Consider the following 18,968-nt stretch of genomic DNA (forward strand, 5'->3'; position numbering starts at 1 on the left):
GGGCGGCACTCGAGCCCGCCTATCCAGCCGCATCGACAAGACGAGAGAACGAGGAATGGCGAACTACACCGCCGCTGACGTGAAGAAGCTCCGCGACGCCACCGGCGCGGGCATGATGGACGCGAAGAAGGCGCTCGAGACCACCGACGGCGACTTCGAGAAGGCGATCGAGGAGCTGCGCATCCACGGCGCGGCCAAGGCCGCCAAGCGGGGCGCCGAGCGCTCCGCCACCAACGGCCTGGTGGCCGCGGCGGAGAACGCGCTGGTCCAACTGAACTGCGAGACCGACTTCGTCGCCAAGAACGAGCAGTTCCAGCAGCTGGCCGCCGACATCGTCGCGCACGCCGCCGCCAGCAAGGTCGCCGACGTCGAGGGCCTGCTGAGCGAGAAGCTGTCCGACGGCAAGAGCGTCGCCGAGAACATCGAGGCGCTGGCCTCGGTCATCGGCGAGAAGCTCGAGCTGGGCAAGGTCGCGGTGTTCGACGGCCAGGTGACGGCGTACATGCACAAGCGTGCCGCCGATCTGCCGGCCCAGGTCGGCGTGCTGGTCGAGTTCGAGGGCGACAACGTCGAGGCCGCTCGCGGTGCCGCCATGCAGGCCGCCGCGATGCGCCCGCTGTACACCACCCGCGACGAGGTCCCGGCCGAGACGGTCGAGAACGAGAAGCGGATCGCCGAGGCGACCGCCCGCGAGGAGGGCAAGCCGGAGCAGGCTCTGCCGAAGATCGTCGAGGGCCGGGTGAACGGCTTCTTCAAGGACGTCGTCCTGCTCGAGCAGGCGTCGGTCCAGGAGAGCAAGAAGACCGTGAAGGCCGTGCTCGACGAGGCCGGCGTGACCGTGAAGCGGTTCGCCCGCTTCGAGGTCGGCGCCTGAGCTTCGGGATCTTCGAAGGATCAGCAAGACAGCAACGATCGAGGAGGCCGGAATCGTGACGGAAACCCTGGGTACCGAGACGAGTCCGGCCTCTTCGCCGTTCGCGCCGGCCTATCACCGGGTGCTGCTGAAGCTGTCGGGTGAGGTGTTCGGCGGCGGCAAGCTCGGCGTCGACCCCGACGTGGTGAACTCCATCGCCAAGCAGATCGCGGGGGTGGCCCGGGCCGGCGTCCAGGTCGCCGTGGTGGTCGGCGGTGGCAACTTCTTCCGCGGCGCCGAGTTGCAGCAGCGCGGGATGGAGCGCAACCGGGCCGACTACATGGGCATGCTGGGCACGGTGATGAACTGCCTGGCGCTGCAGGACTTCCTGGAGAAGCTCGGCATCGAGACCCGGGTGCAGACCGCCATCACGATGGGCCAGGTCGCCGAGCCGTACATCCCGCGCAAGGCCGAGCGGCACCTGGAGAAGGGCCGCGTGGTGATCTTCGGCGCCGGTTCCGGCATGCCGTACTTCTCCACCGACACGGTCGCCGCGCAGCGGGCGCTGGAGATCGGCGCCGAGGCGCTGCTGATGGGCAAGCAGGGCGTGGACGGGGTCTACGACTCCGACCCGAAGAAGAACCCGGACGCGGTGAAGTTCGACCAGTTGTCGTACGACGACTTCCTCGCCCGCGGACTGCGGGTCGCCGACGCCACCGCGATCAGCCTGGCCCGCGACAACGCGCTACCGATCGTGATCTTCGGCCTCGAGGAGGGCAACATCGCCCGGGTCGTGCACGGCGAGAAGATCGGGACCATCGTTTCTCCCGGTCAGTAGTCCCCCGGCCGCAGCCGGTACCGCGGCGTACCACTAGGATCGTTCGACACGGGTGGATGTCCGTTATCTGGTAAACCTGCGTTCGTAGGGTATGCAGTGGCCGCGCCGAGGCGGCCCTGAGGAAGCGAGGAATGTCGTGATCGACCAAGCTCTCCGCGAAGCCGAGCAGAAGATGGCGAAGGCTGTGGAGGTCGCGAAGGACGACTTCGCCGCGATCCGCACCGGCCGGGCCCACCCGCAGATGTTCGCGGGCATCCTGGCCGACTACTACGGCAGCCCGACGCCGCTGCAGCAACTGGCCGGTTTCCAGGTCCCGGAGCCCCGGACCGTGCTGATCTCGCCGTACGACAAGGGTGCGATGGCGGCGATCGAGAAGGCGATCCGCGACTCAGACCTGGGGGTGAACCCGGGCAACGACGGTGCGGTGATCCGGGTGGTGATGCCGCAGCTGACCGAGGAGCGGCGCAAGGAGTACATCAAGGTCGCCAAGACCAAGGCCGAGGAAGCCAAGGTCTCGGTCCGCAACATCCGCCGGCACGCCATGGACCAGGTGCACAAGACCGTCAAGGACGGCGACGCGGGCGAGGACGAGGGCAAGAGTGCTGAGAAGCGGCTCGACGGGTTGACGAAGAAGTACGTCGACTCGATCGACGATCTGCTCAAGCACAAGGAAGCCGAACTGCTCGAGGTGTGATGGGCGTCGACAGCACGCCCGCGCCGAGTCCCAGCCCGAGCCGCGCCGGGCGGAATCTGCCTGCGGCCATCGCGGTCGGGGTCGGTCTCGGCGCCCTGATCCTCGGATCGCTGTTCTGGCAGAAGGTTCTGTTCGCCGTCCTCGTGCTGGCCGCCGTGCTGGTGGCCGTCGACGAGATGATCAAGGCTCTGCGTGCGGGCGGCGCGGTGATCCCGAGGATCCCGCTGTTCGCCGGTACGACGGCGATGCTGATGGCGGCGTACTTCTGGGGACCGATGGCGCTGCTGATCGCGCTCGCGCTCACGGTGCTGGCGACGATCTGGTGGCGGATGCCGGGCGGATCGGTCGGGTTCGTCCGGGACGCGAGCGCCGGGGTGTTCCTGATCGGCTACGTACCGCTGCTGGCCGGTTTCGCGATCCTGCTGGTCCAGCCGGAGTCGGACGGCCCGCAGCGGGTTGTGACCTTCTTCCTGGTCGTGGTCGCCAGTGATGTCGGCGGCTACGCGGCCGGGGTGCTGTTCGGCAAGCACCCGATGGCTCCGACGATCAGTCCGAAGAAGTCCTGGGAGGGCTTCGCGGGCTCGACCCTCGCGTGCATCGGTGCCGGCATCGGTTCGGTCGTGTGGCTGCTCGACGGGGACTGGTGGGCCGGTGCGATCGTCGGCGCGGTGGCCGTGCTGACAGCCACGGTGGGCGATCTCAGCGAGTCGATGATCAAGCGCGACCTTGGCATCAAGGACATGTCCAACCTGCTGCCGGGGCACGGCGGTGTGATGGACCGGCTGGACTCGTTGCTGGCCACGGCCCCTGCGGTCTGGCTGCTGCTGCATCTTCTGGTGAAGGGGTGAGCGCATGACGGTGGCGCCCGACGGACGGTCGCTGGCAGGCGAGGTCGTCCGGCTGGACCGGCTGCAGGACGGCGACATCGAGGAGTTGTACGCCGCCATCGGCAACGAGCAGGTGTACGCCGCCGGCTTCGCCGGTGGAATCGCCGGGATGCCGGCCGATGCCGAAGCCATGCGGGCGCAGTGGATCCCGTCATCGGAGCAGCGCTACGCGTACGCGGTCCGGTTGGTTGCCGACGGCACCCTCGTCGGTACGTCGAGCCTCGGCGACGTCGACCTGACCAACGAATCGATCCACCTCGGCTGGACCGGCTACGCGCCGGCGGTCTGGGGTACGGCGGTGAACCCGGCGGCCAAGCTGTTGCTGCTCCAGCACGCCTTCGAGGACTGCGGATTCGGCCGGGTGAAGATCCAGACCGGCTCCACCAATACCCGGTCGCAGGCGGCCATCGCCAAGCTCGGTGCGACCCGCGAAGGCGTGTTGCGCCGGGAGAGACGGCAGGCTGACGGTTCCTTCCGCGACACCGTGGTGTTCTCGATCCTGGGCGACGAGTGGCCCGAGGTCCGCAAGCGCCTCGAGGACCGGCTCAACCGCTGACGGTACGGCGAGTGCCCGCCAGCTCGGCCAGAGCGGCGTACGACGCGACCAGGTCGGCCCGGTCGTAGGTGTTCGTGGTGATCAGCACTTCGTCGGCGGCGGTACGACGTACCAGCCCGCCGAGGGCCTCGTCGACCTGGTCGGGTGTGCCGTAGATCTGGCCGCGAAGCGACTGCTCGAAGAGCTCGCGCGCCTTCGCGGTCAGGTCGCCAGGTACCGAAGGCTCCAGCGGTGGGAACACCCCGCGCGTACGCGAGTAGGCACTCGCCCATGCCTCGGGCAACAGCAACTGCCTGGCCTCCTCCGTGGTCTCCGCAACAGCGGCAGTCACCGCGAGTACGACGTACGGCCGCGGAGCCCACGTGGACGGCTGGAACTCGGCTCGGTAGCCGTCGACCAACTGGAGCAAAGCCGACTCATCCCTGCCGGCGATGACCAGGGGGAGTCCGAGCGAAGCGGCGAGGTGGGCGCCCTCGCCGACGGCGAGGATGAAGGGTGGGATGCGCAGACCTTCTCCGGGACGAGCGTGGACCTGGTTCTGCAGTGTGCCGGTGAAGTAGCCCAGTAGCTCCTGGACCTGTGTGGCGAAGTCCTCGGCCGCGTCCTTCTCGACGCCCAGGGCGCGGCGGATGCCGTTGGTGAAGCCGACAGAGCGGCCGAGGCCCATGTCGATGCGGCCCGGGTACAGCGACTCCAGCACTCCGAACTGCTCGGCCACCACGAGCGGCTGATGGTTCGGCAGCATCACGCCGCCGGTGCCGACGCGGATCCGGCTCGTGCGGGCTGCGATCGCGGCTGCCAGCACTGTGGGAGCCGATCCGACCACTCCGGGCACGCTGTGGTGCTCTGAGACCCAGAAACGCTTGTAGCCAAGCTCTTCCACCTGCTGCGCGAGCTCGACGGTCGCACGCAATGTCTTCGCTTCCGTCTCACCTGCCCGCGTCCGCGAGCGGTCCAAGACGGAGAGCGGAACCCCAGTGAGAGCAGCCATGACTTCATTTCCAACTGCGGCTGCCCAGCGGTCATTCCCCGAGCAGCAGCCGCAGATCCTCACGGAACCGGTCGGCATCCGGCAGCGAGGCCAGGAACTCGCGCTCAACCTCCAGCCGCACCCGCTCCGCCTCCTCGAACGTCGACTCGCCCTTGGCGGTGAGCACCACGACGTTGCGCCGCCGGTCCTCCGGACTGCGCCGGCGCTCGACCAGTCCGCGTTCCTCCAGGCTGTCGAGCAGGTCGCCGATCGAGGTCCGGTCGACTCGGAGCCTGGAGGCGACCTCCAGTTGCGAGAGCGGCTCACCGGCAACCACTGCGGACAGTACGGCGAGATCCCGGCCGTTCAGCCCGTACGGGGCGAGCGCTTTGGCCTGCTCGTCGGTCAGCTGCGCGAGGACATGTTTGAGCAGATACCCCAGCCGGTCGGACATCATGGGCTAAATCTACCGCTCCACTGATCGTCAGGACTGCTGATCATCAGCTACCCTGACGATTATGACTCTGACTTTCGGCTTGAAAACCACCCCGATGCATGTCCCGTACGCCGACATCCAGCGCGTCTGGCTCGAGGCCGACGAGTTCCCGCAGTTCCGCGACGCCTGGTTGTGGGACCACTTCCTGCCGCTCGTCGGGCCCAAGGACGGCGACGTACTGGAAGGCTGGACGCTGCTCACCGCGCTCGCCGCGCAGACGACCCGCCTTCGCTTCGGTCTGCTCGTGACCAGCAACCGCGTCCGCGCGCCCGCCGTACTCGGCAAGATCGCCAGCACCCTGGACGTGATCTCGGGCGGCCGGCTGACCATGGGCCTCGGTGCCGGCGGTACGCATCAACCGCCCGGCGCCGGCGGTATCGCTGGACCGAACCCGGCCGTCGCGGAGTACGAGGCGTACGGGCTGACGCTGGTCCCGCCGGGGGAGGGGGTGGACCGACTCCGCGAGACCATCGAGATCCTGCGTGGCATGTGGACGCAGGACGTCTTCGACTTCCACGGCCGGTACTACACGCTCGAGCAGAACCGGAACGAGCCCAAGCCGATCCAGCGACCGGGACCGCCGCTCCTGATCGGCGGCTGGGGCAACCGGATGATGCGGCTGATCGCCGAGTACGCCGACATCTGGAACATCAGCGGCCCGCCGCACACCGACTTCGAAGTTCTCGCCGACCGGGCCCGTCGACTCGACGCGGAGTGCGCCCGCATCGGCCGCGACCCGGCCACAGTCAGCCGCTCGCTGCAGCAACTCGTCTCGTACGACGATCCGGCCGCGACCCGAACGATCATCCGGCGGGCGGCTGGGCTGGGGTTCGACCACATCGTGCTCTCGCTGACCCGCCCGTACCCGGATCGGGCGGCTCAGTGGCTGGTCCGGGAGATCATCGATCCGGTCCTCGAGGAGACCTCCGCAGCCTGACCCTTCGAGCTGGATGGAAAGGGTTGGTTATTTTTTCACGCCTCCCCACCGTGACTGGAAACCGCTTCTGACCTGGGCAAACACCAGTCGCGCCGGTGCCGGGACGGGTGCTGGAGGGGTTTACAAGGCGGGGGCGGCAGGAATGCACTCAGTGATGGGACGACCACGCCCCGGGCGTCCCTGTGAGGCTGAGGAGCTGACATGAGGCATACGACGACGAAACTCAAGGCCGCACTGAGCGGTCTGACCCTGGTCGCGGCAGCAGCGTTGCCGATGGCATCCACTCCGGCGACCGCGGTGGCAACCGCGCCCGCCATCTCCGCCAAGGCCACTGCGGCCGCCAAGCCGGTGCCGACGCTCGGCTACGCCACGCAGGCCGTCAAGACGCTGCCCATCGATTTCCAGTACCAGCAGACCAGCTACTGGTGTGGCCCGGCAGCGACCCGGATCGCCCTGTCCGCCCGGATCTCACCGCCGAGCCAGCAGCAGTTGGCCAACGAACTGCCCACCACCACGAACGGTACGGACTGGATCGGGCAGGTGACCCGGGTGCTCAACAACCACCTCGGCACCGGCTGGTACGAGACCAAGGAGATGCCGAACGACCCGCCCACCCAGGCGCAGCGCGACCTGCTCTGGCGCGACGTCACCCTCGACATCGACAACAACTACCCGATCGTCGCGAACATCGTCGCCCCGGCCGGCAACCACCCGCCGGGTTACCCGAACTACACGATCTACCACTACTTCACCGTGATCGGGTACGACTCCAGCGACATGACCGTGCTGATCGCCGACCCGGCCGGCTTCGCCCCGACCGCGACGTACTGGCTGACCTTCAACCAGCTCGCCACGCTGATTCCGCCGAAGGGTTACTCGGCCTGATCGCCCAGCGGGCTGGAGTGCGACCGCTCCAGCCCGCTACTCGATGGCAGTGGACCGGCTGAGCTGCTCCCACTCGGTCACCTCGGCCAGGAGCGCCTCATGGTGTGCGCGGAGTCCGTCGACCGCGTCATTGCCGAGCAGCAGCCGCAGCGGCGGGTTGTCGCTGTCCAGCGCCTTCATGATCGCCGCGACGCCCTTGACCGGGTCGTTCGGCTCGGAGTCGAGCAGTTGTCTGGTCGCGGCCCGGGTCGCGCCTGCGGTGTCCCGGTAGCTGTCCAGCTCGGCGGTGGCTCGCTTGTTGCGGTTGAACTCGGTCCGGAAGGCGCCCGGCTCCACCAGAAGGACGCGGATCCCGAGGGGTGCGACCTCGGTCGCCAGCGCTTCGGACAGACCTTCCAGCGCGTACTTCGCCGCGTGGTACGCGCCGTAGCCGGGATAGGTCTTGAGCCCGCCGAGTGAGCTCATCTGCACGATCGTTCCCGAGCCCTGCGAGCGGAACACCGGCAGGACGGCCTTCGTCACCTCGGCGGCACCGAAGAAGACGACGTCGAGTTGTTCGCGCAGATCCGCCATCGACGCCTCCTCGACGGCGCCGAGCACCATCGAGCCGGCGTTGTTGACCAGTACGTCGATCCGGCTGAAGACCGCGATCGTCGCCTGCACCGCTGCCTCGATCGAGGCAGAGTCGGTGACGTCCAGAACGGCCGTACTGATCCGGCCATGGCCCAGCTCGGCAAGGTCGGTCAGGGTTTCGGGCCGCCGGGCCGTGGCCATCACTCGGTCGCCGGCCGCGAGAGCGGCCAGGACGAGCTCCCGTCCGAAGCCGGTGGAGCAGCCGGTGATCAGCCAGACCCGGCCTTGTTCGTCGTGTGTTTCCAGTGTGTTGTTCACACTTCGAGTCTTCGTCCGGGCCTGCTTGCGGGGCCAACATCGGCTGCCTGGCGCGGCAGTAGCCTGGGCCTGTGACCCCCGAGCTCCGGCAGTTGCGGTACTTCGTCGCGGTGGCGGAGGAGTCGAGCTTCACCCGGGCGGCGGCGCGGCTGACCATCGCGCAGCAGTCCCTGTCGCAGCAGATCACGTTGCTGGAGCGGATGGTCGGTGCGAAGCTCTTCGACCGTGACAGCCGGGGCACGGCGCTGACCGAGGTCGGCGCGGTCTTCCTTCCCGAGGCGCGAGCGGTGCTGGCGCGTGCGGATGCGGCGATGGGCGTCGTCGGCCAGGCAGTCCGTGGCGAGGCCGGGCAGCTGCGGCTGGCGTTTCTGGCGACGACGGCGAACTATCTGCTGCCGCCGGTGGTCCGGGCCGTACGCGAGCGCCTTCCCGAGCTGCGGCTGTCGACCGAGGAGACCACGATCAGTCAGCTGGTCGAGGGCATCACCAGCGGCCGGTACGACATCGCCTTCTCGCGACCACCGCTGGTCGACACGCTGGCGACCGGACGCTGATCGCTGAGGAAGTCTGCGCGGTGCTGCCGGCTGGGCATCCGCTGGCCGGCCGCAGCGAACTGAAGCTCACCGAGTTGGCCGGTGACCCGTGGCTTCTGACTCCGCGGAGCGCCTGGGGACCGTGGCACGACTTCTACGACGAGGAGTTCCGGGCGGCCGGATTCGTGCCGAACGTGGTGCACCGCGACTCGAGCGTCCAGGTGCTGCTCGGAATGGTGGCAGCCGGTGTCGGGGTGACCAAACTGGCCCGGTCGGCGCAGAGCCTGCGTCGTACCGGGGTGGTCTTCGTCCCCGTGGCCGGTCAAACCGTCTCGACGGAGATGGTGTGGTTGCCCGCCAACCCGTCGCCGATCCTGCCCGCCGTCCGGGACGTGGTGGTCGAGCTGGCCGAGTCCGGTCAGATCACCACCACCGGCTGAGGGGTGACAGGGGTCATGGGATGTGAATTTGTGAACGGTCGGGGCGGCGGGCGACAATAGGTCGGTTATGACTACCTCCCTTCCCCTTGTTTTCGATGAGCCGCGCCGTGCCAAGAAGCCGCCGCGGCATCTGGCCGATCTCACCGGGGAGGAACGGCGTACGGCGGTGGCCGCGCTGGGCGAGCCCGCGTTCCGGGCCAAGCAGTTGTCGAACCACTACTTCTCCCGGCTGGTGTCCGACCCGGCCGAGATGACCGATCTCCCGGCCGCGACCCGGGACAAGCTGGTGGCCGAGCTGATGCCGCCGCTGCTGACCCGGGTGCGTGACCTGGAGTGCGACAACGGGCAGACCCGCAAGACGCTGTGGAAGCTGCTGGACGGTTCGCTGGTCGAGTCCGTCCTGATGCGGTACACGGACCGCACCACCATGTGCGTGTCGTCGCAGGCCGGCTGTGGGATGGCGTGCCCGTTCTGCGCGACCGGTCAGGCCGGCCTGACCCGGAACATGACGACCGCGGAGATCGTCGAGCAGGTCGTCGACGGTGCCCGGGCGCTGTCGCGCGGTGAGATCACCGGCGGGCCGGGCCGGGTCAACAACATCGTGTTCATGGGCATGGGCGAGCCGATGGCCAACTACAAGGCCGTGATCGGCGCCGTCCGCCGGTTCACCGACCCGTCGCCGGAGGGCCTCGGGATCTCGGCGCGCGGTGTCACCGTGTCGACGGTCGGCCTGGTGCCGCGGATCAACCAGCTCTCCACCGAGGGCATCCCGGTCACGCTCGCGCTGTCGCTGCATGCGCCGGACGACGAGCTGCGCGACGAGCTCGTGCCGATCAACAACCGCTGGAAGGTCGACGAGGTGCTCGACGCGGCGTGGGGGTACGCGCGGCAGACGAAGCGCCGGGTCTCGATCGAGTACGCGATGATCCGTGACATCAACGACCACGCCTGGCGCGCGGACCTGCTGGCGGAGAAGCTGGCCGCCCGTGGCGACTGGGGCTGGGTGCACGTCAACCTGATCCCGCTCAACCCGACCCCGGGCTCGAAGTGGACCGCCTCGGACCCGGCCGACGAGCGCGAGTTCGTCCGTCGCCTCCAGGCCGGCGGCATCCCGACCACGGTCCGCGACACCCGCGGCCAGGAGATCGACGGAGCGTGCGGCCAGCTGGCCGCCGCCAACAAATCCTGATTCCCGTCAGGCCAACTCGCCCAGCAGCTTGGTGAGAGCTGCGGGTTGGGAGAACATCGGCCAGTGGCCGGTGGGTAGCTCGAGCAGTTCCCAGGACGGGCTCTTGAGCTGCTCGGCGACGTCTGCCGAAGGCGTCGCGCCGTCCAGCAGGCATTTGAGGTACGTCGTAGGCAGGTCGCCGATCGGGAGGGTCAGTCGGGCCGGCTCCGAGATTGCCCGGCCGGGGTGCGGCGTACTGCGAGCGACGATCAGGGCTATCGCCTCGTCGGAGAGATCCTGGTCGGCGTAGTCCTCGGCCGCGAGCGGTGGCCAGAACCCGCCGGACGCGGCCAGTTGCCCCTCGACCCAGGCGCGTCCCTCGGTGGACCAGCCGTCGACGAACGACTTCCCATCGGCGGGGATGTTCGAGTCGACGTACACCACTCGCCGCAGCCGGTCGCCGATCCGCCCGGCGGCCTGGCCGACCGGGATCCCGGAGTAGCTGTGCCCGGCGAGGACGACGTCCCGCAGATCGTGGCTCTCGATCACCGCCACGATGTCGTCGACATGTTGCTGCTGTCCGACCTGAGCGGAATCCGGACCGTGCCGCTCGGCCAGCCCGCTCAGCGTCAGCGGATAAACTCCGTGCCCCTCCGCGCGCAGCCCGGCCGCCACCTCGTCCCACGCCCACGCACCGAGCCACGCCCCTGGCACCAACACGAAGTTCGTCATGCCGCGCACGGTAGACCAAGCCTCCGACAAACTTGGGTCATGCGTGGTGAGGTACGTCGGTACGAGGAGAAGGACAGGCAGGCGGTGCTCGACCTGGCGCCGCGACTGATGGAGGGAGTGGCCCGCTGGCGCTCACCGGATGGAGTGCGTGCGGCTGTCACCGGCTGGGTCGTCGAAGCGGTCGAGCGAGCCGCCGAACCAGGCCGGTTCGTGTACGTCGCCGAGATGGACGGTGTGGTCGCCGGCTTCGTCACCGGCGAGCGGCGGACGCACTGGTCCGGTGACCAGGAGCTGTACGTCGGTGAGCTCGTGGTGTCCACGAGTCACGAAGGCGAAGGCGTCGGCCGTGCTCTGATCGACGCTGTGACCGACCACGCACGTCGGTTGGGCGTCACCACGATCACGCTCGACACCGGCGCCGCCAACATGTCCGCACGCGGCTTCTACCGCAGCCTCGGCTTCGAGGAGGAGGACGTGAAGCTCACCAGGGTCCTCAGCTGACCAGCGCGGTCGCCTCGTCGATGGTGTCGACCAGGTGGAGTGATGTCGCCATCGCGCGTTTCGCGGCCAGGGACTGCAGCAGCGGCCAGACCGGCAGCTTGACGGTCCAGTGCTCGACGTCGACGAGGATGAGAGGGATCTGGGTCGCCGGATCGCCGTAGTAGTTCGGTGTCACCGCCTGGAAGACCTCCTGCACCGTTCCGGCCGCGCCGGGGAGGTAGACGATCCCGCCCTTCGCCCGGCTGAGCAGCACGTCCTCCCGCTGGGCGTTGGAGAAGTACTTGGCGATCGACGACGCGAACACGTTCGGTGGCTCGTGCCCGTAGAACCACGTCGGGATCGACACCCCGCCGGCGCCGGGGAACTCACGCCGTACGCGGAGCCCCACGGCGGCCCACTCGGCCACCGAGGGTTTGAACGACGGTACGGCGGCCAGTGCGGTCAGTGCGGTGTCGACGGCGGACACGTCGTACCCGGACAGGGATGCACCGAGGTTCGCCGCCTCCATGGCGCCAGGACCGCCGCCGGTCACCACGGTGCGGCCCGTCCGGGCGAGGCTGCGCCCGAGCATGACGGCCGACCGGTACGACGTACTCCCGCGGGCGACACCGTGTCCGCCCATGACACCGATCCACGGCTGGTCGGTGGGCAACTCGTGGAGCGCGTCGGCGATGGAGTGGTCGTGCAGGGCGGCCGCGAGGGTCCGGCTGGTGTCGCCCTTCTCGTCGTGCTGCCGGGACCATGCGTAGATCTGCGCGTCCGGTGTGGCGTCGTACCCGTTCTCGAGGTCGGCGTAGAGCTCCTCGGCGTCGTACAGCGTGCCGCGGTAGGCGTCGAAGGGCAGGGACGGGATCGCCGGGAACACGAGCCCGCCGCCGTCGCGGATCCAGGCGTCGGCCTTCTCCTCCAGCACGCAGCCGAGGAACAGGGAGCCCATCGGGCTCAGCCCGAGCAGCTCCGCCGTCCGGCCGGTCAGGTCGACCGACTGAACCCGCCAGCCCGCCATCGAGGTGGCGCCCGCCGCCACGATCCGGTCGAAATGCGCCAAGGATTCGATGTCCACGTGCGGGATGCTCGGCAATGTCACGCAGAGCACCTTAACCGTCATAGAAGCCCACTATGAGCGAGCGACGCGATGAGGTAATGCTTAGGCATGACACATGCGGAGCTCTGGGAGCGTCACAAGGCCGTCATGCCGGACTGGCTCGCGTTGTACTACGAGGAGCCGATCGAGATCGTGCAGGGATCGGGCCGCCGGGTGACCGACGGCCAAGGTGCCACCTATCTCGACTTCTTCGCCGGCATCCTGACCAACGCGATCGGCTACGACATCGCGGAGATCTCCGACGCGGTGCGTGAGCAACTGGCCACCGGTATCGCGCACACCTCGACGGTCTACCTGATCCGCAAGCAGATCGAGCTGGCCGAGCAGATCGCGCAGCTGTCCGGGATCCCGAACGCCAAGGTCTTCTTCACCAACTCCGGCACCGAGGCGAACGAGGCGGCCCTGATGCTGGCCACCCAGCGGCGCCGGTCCAACCAGGTGCTGGCGATGCGCAACTCCTACCACGGCCGCGGTTTCGGCACGGTCGCCATCACCGGCAACCGCGGCTGGTCCGCGAGCAGCCTGTCACCGCTCAACGTCCAATACGTGCAAGGTGCTTACCGGTACCGCAGCCCGTTCCGTGACCTGCCCGACGCGGACTACATCAAGGTCTGCGTCGACGATCTGCGCAACGTCATCGAGACCACGACCGCGGGCGACGTCGCGTGCCTGATCGCCGAGCCGATCCAGGGCGTCGGCGGCTTCTCGTCCGGCCCTGACGGCCTGTACGCCGCCTTCAAGGAGGTCTTGGACGAGTACGGCATCCTGTTCATCTCCGACGAGGTGCAGACCGGCTGGGGCCGCACCGGCGAGCACTTCTGGGGGATCCAGGCGCACGACATGGTGCCGGACGCGATGACGTTCGCCAAGGGCCTCGGCAACGGGTTCGCGATCGGCGGTGTGGTCGCGACGCCGGAGCTGATGGACAGCCTGAGCGCCAACTCGCTGTCGACGTTCGGCGGCAACCCGATCTCCACCAGCGCGGCGAAGGCGACGCTGGACTACTTGCTCGACCACGACCTGCAGGCGAACGCGGCCAAGCGCGGCTCGCAACTGGTCGACGGCCTGCGCGGCATCTCCGAGGAGTTCCTCGAGCTCGGCGACGTCCGCGGCAGGGGCCTGATGCTGGCCGCCGAGATCGTCAAGCCGGACGACAACAGCCCCGACCCGGCCACCACCGCCAAACTCCAGCAGGAGACCAAGAACCGGGGTCTCCTGGTCGGCAAGGGTGGCCTGTACGGCAACGTCCTCCGGATGGCGCCACCGATGACGTTGACCGAGGACGAGGCCACCGAAGCCCTCGAGATCATCCGCGACTCCTTCAACACCCTGCGCTGAGGAGCTTCTCGAGCAAACGAAAGGGTCCCGGGGAATTGCTTCCCGGGATCCTTTCGCGTGATCAGTTGGCCGAGGGTGGCCCGTCGCCCATGGTCAGCGCCTCGGTGGTGCCGACGGCGGACTGGTCGAGCGGTTCGGCCGTCAGCGGACCGCCGGCGGAGCGGCCGCGGCGGCGCATCAGGCGCTCGACCCGCTGTGCGAGCAGGCTCAGCAGGTAGTTGATGATCACGAAGATCGCGCCCACGACGATCAGCGCCGGGAGCAGGTTCGACTTGTAGTTGCCGATCTGCTCGGCTTTCCGGAGCAGTTCCTCGTAGGTGATGATGTAGCCGAGCGCGGTGTCCTTCAGGATCACCACCAGCTGGCCGACGATCGCCGGCAGCATCGCGGTGATTGCCTGCGGCAACAGGATCATCCGCATCGACTTCCCGGTGGTCAGGCCGATCGCCATCGCGGCCTCGCTCTGCCCCCTCGGCAGGGAGTACACCCCGGAGCGGACCAGTTCGGCGACCACCGCGCCGTTGTACAGCGTGAGAGCGGTGACGACGGCGGCCAGAGCGAGCCGATCCGGCGGGAACAGGTCGTAGTTCGCGTACAAGGCATACGTGAACAACATCATCAACAGCACCGGTACCGCGCGGAAGAACTCCACGACGATGCTGCTGGGCCACCGGATCCAGACCTGGGTGGACAGCCGGCCGACACCGAGCAGGATGCCGAGGACCATCGCGAAGACGACCGAGATCGCGGCCGCGGTGAGCGTGCCGATCAGGCCGGGGATCAGGTACTCGGTCCAGATCTCACCGGTCAGGAACGGCTCCCACTTCGCCGCGGTGAGCTGTCCCTTCTCGTTGAGCTTGTCGATCACGAACCACAGCGCCAGCAGCAGGATCAGGACGCTGGCGACGCCGACCGCGGCGTACAGGCGCTTGGCGCGCGGGCCGGGCGCGTCGAACAGGACGGTGCCGCTCATCGCTTCACCGCCAGTCGCTTCGACATCGAGGTGAACAGGATGCCGATCGGCAGGGTCAGGATCACGAAGCCGACCGCGAAGATGCCGAACACGACGAAGAGCACGTCCGGACGGTCCTCCATCATCACCTTCATCACCGCAGATGCTTCGGTCACGCCGATGACCGAGGCAACCGTCGAGTTCTTGGTCAGCGCGATCAGCACGTTGCCGAGCGGTGCGATGGCGCCGCGGAACGCCTGCGGCAGGACGACGTACCACAGCGTCTTCAGGAACGGCAGGCCGATCGCCCGGGCCGCCTCGGCCTGGCCGAGCGGGACGGTGTTCACGCCGCTACGGATCGCCTCGGCGACGAAGGACGCGTGGTACACCGACAGACCGAGGACGGCCAGCCGGAAGTTGTTGTCGGTGATGAAGGTGTTCGAGTCCTTGTTCGCCAGCGAGACGCCGAGCTGCAGGAACAGCCCGAGGTTGCAGAACACGATGACCAGCGTCAGCGGTGTGTTCCGGACGATGTTCACGTAGGCGGTGCCGATGATCTGCAGCACTCGGACCGGGGAGACCCGCATCACCGCCACCACCGTGCCGATCAGCAGTGCGAACAGTGCCGACAGCAGCGTGAGGTAGATGGTCGTCCGGAACGCTTGCAGACCGTCGTACTCGGAGAAGAACTCCGATATCACGTCCATGATTCTCCTGCTGGGGAACGAGGCGGAGACCAGCACACCGGGGAGGGACCGCGGACGGTCCCTCCCCGGAGCATGCTAGGTCAGGCGCAGGCGTCGAAAGTCTTCGGCGGGTTGGTGGCCTTGTCCAGCGTCAGACCGGCCTGGCCGAGGTTCTTGTCGAAGGCTTTCTGCCACTCGCCGGAGTCGACCATCTTCTTCAGCGCGTCGTTGACCTTGGTGCAGGTCTCGGTGTCGCCCTTCTTCAGGCCGACGCCGTAGCGCTCGGTCGAGAAGGTCTTGCCGACCACCTTGAACTTGCCCTTGTTGGCTTCCTGCGCGGCGTAGCCGGCCAGGATGGTGTTGTCGGTGGTGAGCGCGTCGATCGCGCCGGCGCCGAGGGCCTCGACACACTTGGAGTAGGTGTCGTACTCCTGCAGCTGCACCGTGTCGGCGAACTGGTCCTTGACCTTCTGCGCCGAGGTGGAGCCGGTCACCGAGCACAGCTTCTTGCCGCCCAGCGACTCCGGTCCGGTGATGTCGGTGTTGTCGGAGCGGACCAGCAGGTCCTGGCCGGCCACCATGTACGGACCGCCGAAGGAGACCTTCTCCTTGCGCTTGTCGGTGATGGAGTAGGTCGCGAAGATCATCTTGACCTGACCGTTGGCCAGCAGCGTCTCGCGCTGGGCCGACGGGGACTCCTTGAACGTGATGTCGCCGTATCCGAGCTCCTTGGCGACGTACTTCGCGACGTCGACGTCCATGCCGGTGTAGTCCGCGCCTTCCTTCAGGCCCAGACCCGGCTGGTCGAACTTGATGCCGATGGTGACCTTCTCGCCACCGCTGGCGCCGGAACCGGAGCTGGCGTCAGTGTCGTCGCCACAGGCAACCAGTCCGGTCGCCGCCAGGCCCGCGATGCCGAGGGCAGCGATGATTCGCTGTCGCATTGTCTTTTCCTCCGTTGATCAGTACTGCGCTGGGACGGCGTTGTAGGCGGTCAGTGGGTCAGGATCTTCGACAGGAAGTCCTGGGCCCGCTTGGTCTGCGGATCGGTGAAGAACCGCTCCGGCTCGGCCTCCTCGACGATCTGGCCGTCGGCCATGAACACGACCCGGTTCGCCGCACGGCGGGCGAAGCCCATCTCGTGCGTGACGACGATCATCGTCATGCTCTGCCTGGCCAGGTCGACCATCACGTCCAGGACCTCTTTGATCATCTCGGGGTCCAGGGCCGAGGTCGGCTCGTCGAACAACATCACCTTGGGATCCATGGCCAGCGCGCGGGCGATCGCGACCCGCTGCTGCTGACCGCCGGACAGTTGGGCCGGGTACTTGTCGGCCTGGGCGGTGACGCCGACCCGATCCAAGAGCCCTCGGGCCTTCTCCTCGGCCCCGGACTTGGACTGGCCGCGCACCTTGCTCGGGCCGAGGGTGACGTTCTGCAGGATCGTCTTGTGCGCGAACAGGTTGAACGACTGGAACACCATGCCGACGTCGGCGCGGAGCCGGGCCAGGGCCTTGCCCTCGCTGGGCAGCGGCTGGCCGTCCAGGGTGATCGTGCCGGAGTCGATGGGCTCCAGCCGGTTGATCGCGCGGCAGAGCGTCGATTTGCCGGATCCGGACGGACCGATCACCACGACGACCTCGCCCTTGGCGATGGACAGGTTGATGTCCTTCAGGACGTGCAGGTCACCGAAATGCTTGTTGACCTCGGTCAGGGCGACCAGACCGGTTTTCGTCAAGGTTCCGGAATCGCTCATGGCCAGAACCTACTGGAGTGGGGGGCACGGACAAACGACGCCCCGGTTCCACGGTGGTAACGATCTGCAACAAAGCGGAGCGGGCTGTGACCGACTGGTCACAGCCCGCATGATCTGCGCTTCAGTGTCCATTAACCCCTGTTCCGCAACAGCCACTTGCAGCGATCGCTGCGGCCGACGGCGGCTCCTGGACCGCCGCCTCGACGTCGGCCAGCATGCTCTGACGGGCGGCCGGCGAGATCACCCGGCCGCGAGTGACGACCGAATGGATCCGTCGCGTGTTGCGGATGTCCTTCAGTGGATCGGCCTCCAATACAACGAGATCCGCGATCTTGCGGGGTTCGACCGAGCCGAGATCGTTGCCGAGTCCGAGGAACCTGGCCGGCTCGACGGTGGCCGCGTGCAGGGCCTGTCGCGGGGTGGCGCCGGCCTGGACGAGATGCTCCAATTCGTCGTGCAGAGCGAAACCCGGGACGGAGTACGGCGTACCTGTGTCGGTGCCGGCCAGGATCGGGACATCGTGGGCAAGAAGTTCGTGGGCGAAGCGCTGCCGCCACTCCCACATCTGCCGCTGGTGCGAGATCTCCTCCGCGGTCCGGTTGGCCTTGTAGAGGTTCTCCATCACGTAGTCGTAGGTGCCGATCGAGTCCGCGCTCAGGTACTTCGTGGTCGCCGGGTCGAGGGCGGTGTAGTCAGGCCGGTCCAGCACGTTGTGCATGGTCAGCGTCGGCGTCACCCGGGTGCGGTTGCGCCGCAGCGTGCCGAGGACATCGGCGGCCCGGCTCGGACTGAAGGTGTTCGCGGCGATCCACTCGATCGGGTGCATCTGCCGGAACCACGCGTTGTAGTCGCCGGTCTTCACGCTGATCGCGCGGACCATCCGGCGTACCTCGGCCTCGCGGGTGGAGACGGACAGGCCGAGTGAGTGGATGTGCTCGATGCTGTGTTGGCCGGCGTTGCTGACCTCCTTCGAGGAGAGTTCGTCGGGACCGTGGCCGTGCACCGTCAGGCCGACCCTGCGCGCCTCGTCGAGGATGGCGGCGTACGCCGGCCGGCTGAGCCGCGAGTAGACCTTCACGAAGTCGGCGCCTTCGGCCTTGACCTGGCGTACGGCGGCCCGCGCGGCGGCAGCGTCCTCGACGACCAGGACATGCAGCAGGTTCGGGTCCCACAGGGTCGGATCGCCGTCGATGATCTGGCTGGCCACGACCATCCGCGGGCCGAGCAGCGTGCCGGCGGCGATCCGGTCGCGCCAGTCGTACAGGGCCGGATCGGTGCCGGCCATCTCGCGGACCATGGTCAGCCCGTTGGCGAGGTACAGCGGGGGAGACACCCGCTCGTCGCCGAGGCTGTGCACGTGCATGTCGGCGAGGCCGGGGATGACGAACTTGCCGGTCAGGTCGATCCGGACGGTGCCGCGGGGGACCGGGAGGTTGCGGCCGACGCCGATGATGCGGTCGCCGCTGATCAGGACGGTCTGGTTGCGGTCCCGGCGTCCGGTGGCGACATCGATGACGGTGGCGTTGGTGAGGGCGGTGATCGGCGTCGTACCCAAGGAGCTCACCGAGGGCTTCACGAGGGCTGACGCGGTGGTGGCGGTGAAGGAGCCCCCGGCGATCACGGCGGCGCCGGCGGCGGTACGGGCGAGGAACTGGCGACGAGAACTGTTCATGCCCCTCACTATTCTCGCCAGGTGCTTGCTGGTCAGGGGTTACAGGGACCCGGTCCCAGGTAGGGAAATGTCTACCGC

22 protein-coding genes are annotated in these 18,968 nt (G+C 67.9%); 12 read left to right on the forward strand and 10 right to left on the reverse strand.

Going from position 1 to position 18,968, the window contains the following annotated elements:
- The first annotated feature begins 55 nt into the window (after window positions 1–55).
- The 5 genes from tsf to OG817_RS06935 all read left to right on the forward strand — a co-directional run bounded on the left by tsf (window position 56) and on the right by OG817_RS06935 (window position 3,828).
- Window positions 56–874, forward strand: a complete 819-nt coding sequence (gene tsf / locus OG817_RS06915) for a translation elongation factor Ts (protein ID WP_131354969.1) — start codon at window positions 56–58, stop codon at window positions 872–874.
- 55 nt (window positions 875–929) lie between these two features.
- Window positions 930–1,691, forward strand: coding sequence for a UMP kinase (gene pyrH, locus OG817_RS06920; RefSeq protein ID WP_238163420.1), 762 nt, complete (start codon window positions 930–932; stop codon window positions 1,689–1,691).
- Between the two features lie 139 nt (window positions 1,692–1,830).
- On the forward strand, window positions 1,831–2,385 hold the full coding sequence (frr, locus tag OG817_RS06925) for a ribosome recycling factor (protein ID WP_360452262.1): 555 nt from the start codon (window positions 1,831–1,833) through the stop codon (window positions 2,383–2,385).
- Window positions 2,385–3,233, forward strand: coding sequence for a phosphatidate cytidylyltransferase (locus tag OG817_RS06930; RefSeq protein ID WP_406052881.1), 849 nt, complete (start codon window positions 2,385–2,387; stop codon window positions 3,231–3,233). Before frr ends, OG817_RS06930 begins: the two co-directional genes overlap by 1 nt.
- A gap of 4 nt (window positions 3,234–3,237) precedes the next feature.
- Window positions 3,238–3,828 carry a GNAT family N-acetyltransferase gene (locus tag OG817_RS06935; protein WP_406052882.1) on the forward strand — a complete coding sequence of 197 codons (591 nt, stop codon included), beginning with the start codon at window positions 3,238–3,240 and terminating at the stop codon, window positions 3,826–3,828.
- Here OG817_RS06935 and OG817_RS06940 read toward each other — a convergent pair.
- Window positions 3,818–4,819 (reverse strand): LLM class flavin-dependent oxidoreductase, encoded by a 1,002-nt coding sequence (locus tag OG817_RS06940; RefSeq protein WP_406052883.1) that lies wholly within the window; start codon window positions 4,817–4,819, stop codon window positions 3,818–3,820. The genes OG817_RS06935 and OG817_RS06940 overlap by 11 nt on opposite strands.
- Window positions 4,820–4,850: 31 nt before the next feature.
- Window positions 4,851–5,255 (reverse strand): MarR family winged helix-turn-helix transcriptional regulator, encoded by a 405-nt coding sequence (locus tag OG817_RS06945; protein ID WP_393397090.1) that lies wholly within the window; start codon window positions 5,253–5,255, stop codon window positions 4,851–4,853.
- Window positions 5,256–5,316: 61 nt separating this feature from the next.
- Here OG817_RS06945 and OG817_RS06950 point away from each other — a divergent pair, with 61 nt between their 5' ends.
- Together OG817_RS06950 and OG817_RS06955 are read left to right on the forward strand one after the other, a co-directional pair.
- A complete protein-coding gene (locus OG817_RS06950) occupies window positions 5,317–6,231 on the forward strand; it encodes an LLM class flavin-dependent oxidoreductase (protein WP_406052884.1) in 915 nt (304 codons plus the stop codon).
- 201 nt (window positions 6,232–6,432) lie between these two features.
- Window positions 6,433–7,116 carry a C39 family peptidase gene (locus OG817_RS06955; protein WP_406052885.1) on the forward strand — a complete coding sequence of 228 codons (684 nt, stop codon included), beginning with the start codon at window positions 6,433–6,435 and terminating at the stop codon, window positions 7,114–7,116.
- A gap of 36 nt (window positions 7,117–7,152) precedes the next feature.
- On the opposite strand, the gene OG817_RS06960 is transcribed toward OG817_RS06955, so the two are convergent.
- Window positions 7,153–8,007, reverse strand: coding sequence for an oxidoreductase (locus OG817_RS06960; protein WP_406052886.1), 855 nt, complete (start codon window positions 8,005–8,007; stop codon window positions 7,153–7,155).
- A 71-nt stretch (window positions 8,008–8,078) separates the two neighbouring features.
- Between OG817_RS06960 and OG817_RS06965 the strand changes: the two genes are divergently transcribed.
- The 3 genes from OG817_RS06965 to rlmN all read left to right on the forward strand — a co-directional run bounded on the left by OG817_RS06965 (window position 8,079) and on the right by rlmN (window position 10,169).
- Complete coding sequence (locus OG817_RS06965; RefSeq protein ID WP_406052887.1) at window positions 8,079–8,561, forward strand: LysR family transcriptional regulator; 483 nt, start codon at window positions 8,079–8,081, stop codon at window positions 8,559–8,561.
- 20 nt (window positions 8,562–8,581) lie between these two features.
- Window positions 8,582–8,980 carry a LysR family substrate-binding domain-containing protein gene (locus OG817_RS06970; RefSeq protein ID WP_406052888.1) on the forward strand — a complete coding sequence of 133 codons (399 nt, stop codon included), beginning with the start codon at window positions 8,582–8,584 and terminating at the stop codon, window positions 8,978–8,980.
- A gap of 67 nt (window positions 8,981–9,047) precedes the next feature.
- Window positions 9,048–10,169 carry a 23S rRNA (adenine(2503)-C(2))-methyltransferase RlmN gene (gene rlmN / locus OG817_RS06975; RefSeq protein ID WP_396394105.1) on the forward strand — a complete coding sequence of 374 codons (1,122 nt, stop codon included), beginning with the start codon at window positions 9,048–9,050 and terminating at the stop codon, window positions 10,167–10,169.
- Between the two features lie 6 nt (window positions 10,170–10,175).
- Here the strand turns inward: rlmN and OG817_RS06980 are convergent, their stop codons facing one another.
- On the reverse strand, window positions 10,176–10,880 hold the full coding sequence (locus tag OG817_RS06980; protein WP_406052889.1) for an alpha/beta fold hydrolase: 705 nt from the start codon (window positions 10,878–10,880) through the stop codon (window positions 10,176–10,178).
- A gap of 39 nt (window positions 10,881–10,919) precedes the next feature.
- On the opposite strand from OG817_RS06980, the gene OG817_RS06985 reads away from it, so the two are divergent.
- Window positions 10,920–11,381 carry a GNAT family N-acetyltransferase gene (locus OG817_RS06985; protein WP_406052890.1) on the forward strand — a complete coding sequence of 154 codons (462 nt, stop codon included), beginning with the start codon at window positions 10,920–10,922 and terminating at the stop codon, window positions 11,379–11,381.
- Here the strand turns inward: OG817_RS06985 and OG817_RS06990 are convergent.
- On the reverse strand, window positions 11,374–12,468 hold the full coding sequence (locus OG817_RS06990) for an LOG family protein (RefSeq protein WP_406052891.1): 1,095 nt from the start codon (window positions 12,466–12,468) through the stop codon (window positions 11,374–11,376). The two genes, OG817_RS06985 and OG817_RS06990, sit on opposite strands and share 8 nt — an antisense overlap.
- Window positions 12,469–12,534: 66 nt before the next feature.
- On the opposite strand from OG817_RS06990, the gene OG817_RS06995 reads away from it, so the two are divergent.
- Complete coding sequence (locus tag OG817_RS06995) at window positions 12,535–13,824, forward strand: aspartate aminotransferase family protein (protein WP_406052892.1); 1,290 nt, start codon at window positions 12,535–12,537, stop codon at window positions 13,822–13,824.
- 61 nt (window positions 13,825–13,885) lie between these two features.
- On the opposite strand, the gene OG817_RS07000 is transcribed toward OG817_RS06995, so the two are convergent.
- The 5 genes from OG817_RS07000 to OG817_RS07020 all read right to left on the reverse strand — a co-directional run bounded on the left by OG817_RS07000 (window position 13,886) and on the right by OG817_RS07020 (window position 18,890).
- Window positions 13,886–14,797, reverse strand: a complete 912-nt coding sequence (locus tag OG817_RS07000) for an amino acid ABC transporter permease (RefSeq protein ID WP_406052893.1) — start codon at window positions 14,795–14,797, stop codon at window positions 13,886–13,888.
- Window positions 14,794–15,483: an amino acid ABC transporter permease gene (locus tag OG817_RS07005; RefSeq protein ID WP_396394111.1), complete on the reverse strand. Its 690-nt coding sequence runs from the start codon at window positions 15,481–15,483 to the stop codon at window positions 14,794–14,796. The genes OG817_RS07000 and OG817_RS07005 overlap by 4 nt, the downstream gene beginning before the upstream one ends.
- Window positions 15,484–15,563: 80 nt before the next feature.
- Window positions 15,564–16,406, reverse strand: coding sequence for a glutamate ABC transporter substrate-binding protein (locus OG817_RS07010; protein ID WP_406052894.1), 843 nt, complete (start codon window positions 16,404–16,406; stop codon window positions 15,564–15,566).
- A gap of 50 nt (window positions 16,407–16,456) precedes the next feature.
- Entirely contained in the window at window positions 16,457–17,218 is a 762-nt protein-coding gene (locus OG817_RS07015) for an amino acid ABC transporter ATP-binding protein (protein WP_406052895.1), read from the reverse strand.
- Window positions 17,219–17,339: 121 nt separating this feature from the next.
- Window positions 17,340–18,890, reverse strand: a complete 1,551-nt coding sequence (locus tag OG817_RS07020) for an amidohydrolase family protein (RefSeq protein WP_406052896.1) — start codon at window positions 18,888–18,890, stop codon at window positions 17,340–17,342.
- Window positions 18,891–18,968: the final 78 nt, after the last annotated feature.

The sequence above is a fragment of the Kribbella sp. NBC_00889 genome (assembly GCF_045207705.1).
Lineage (GTDB): Bacteria > Actinomycetota > Actinomycetes > Propionibacteriales > Kribbellaceae > Kribbella.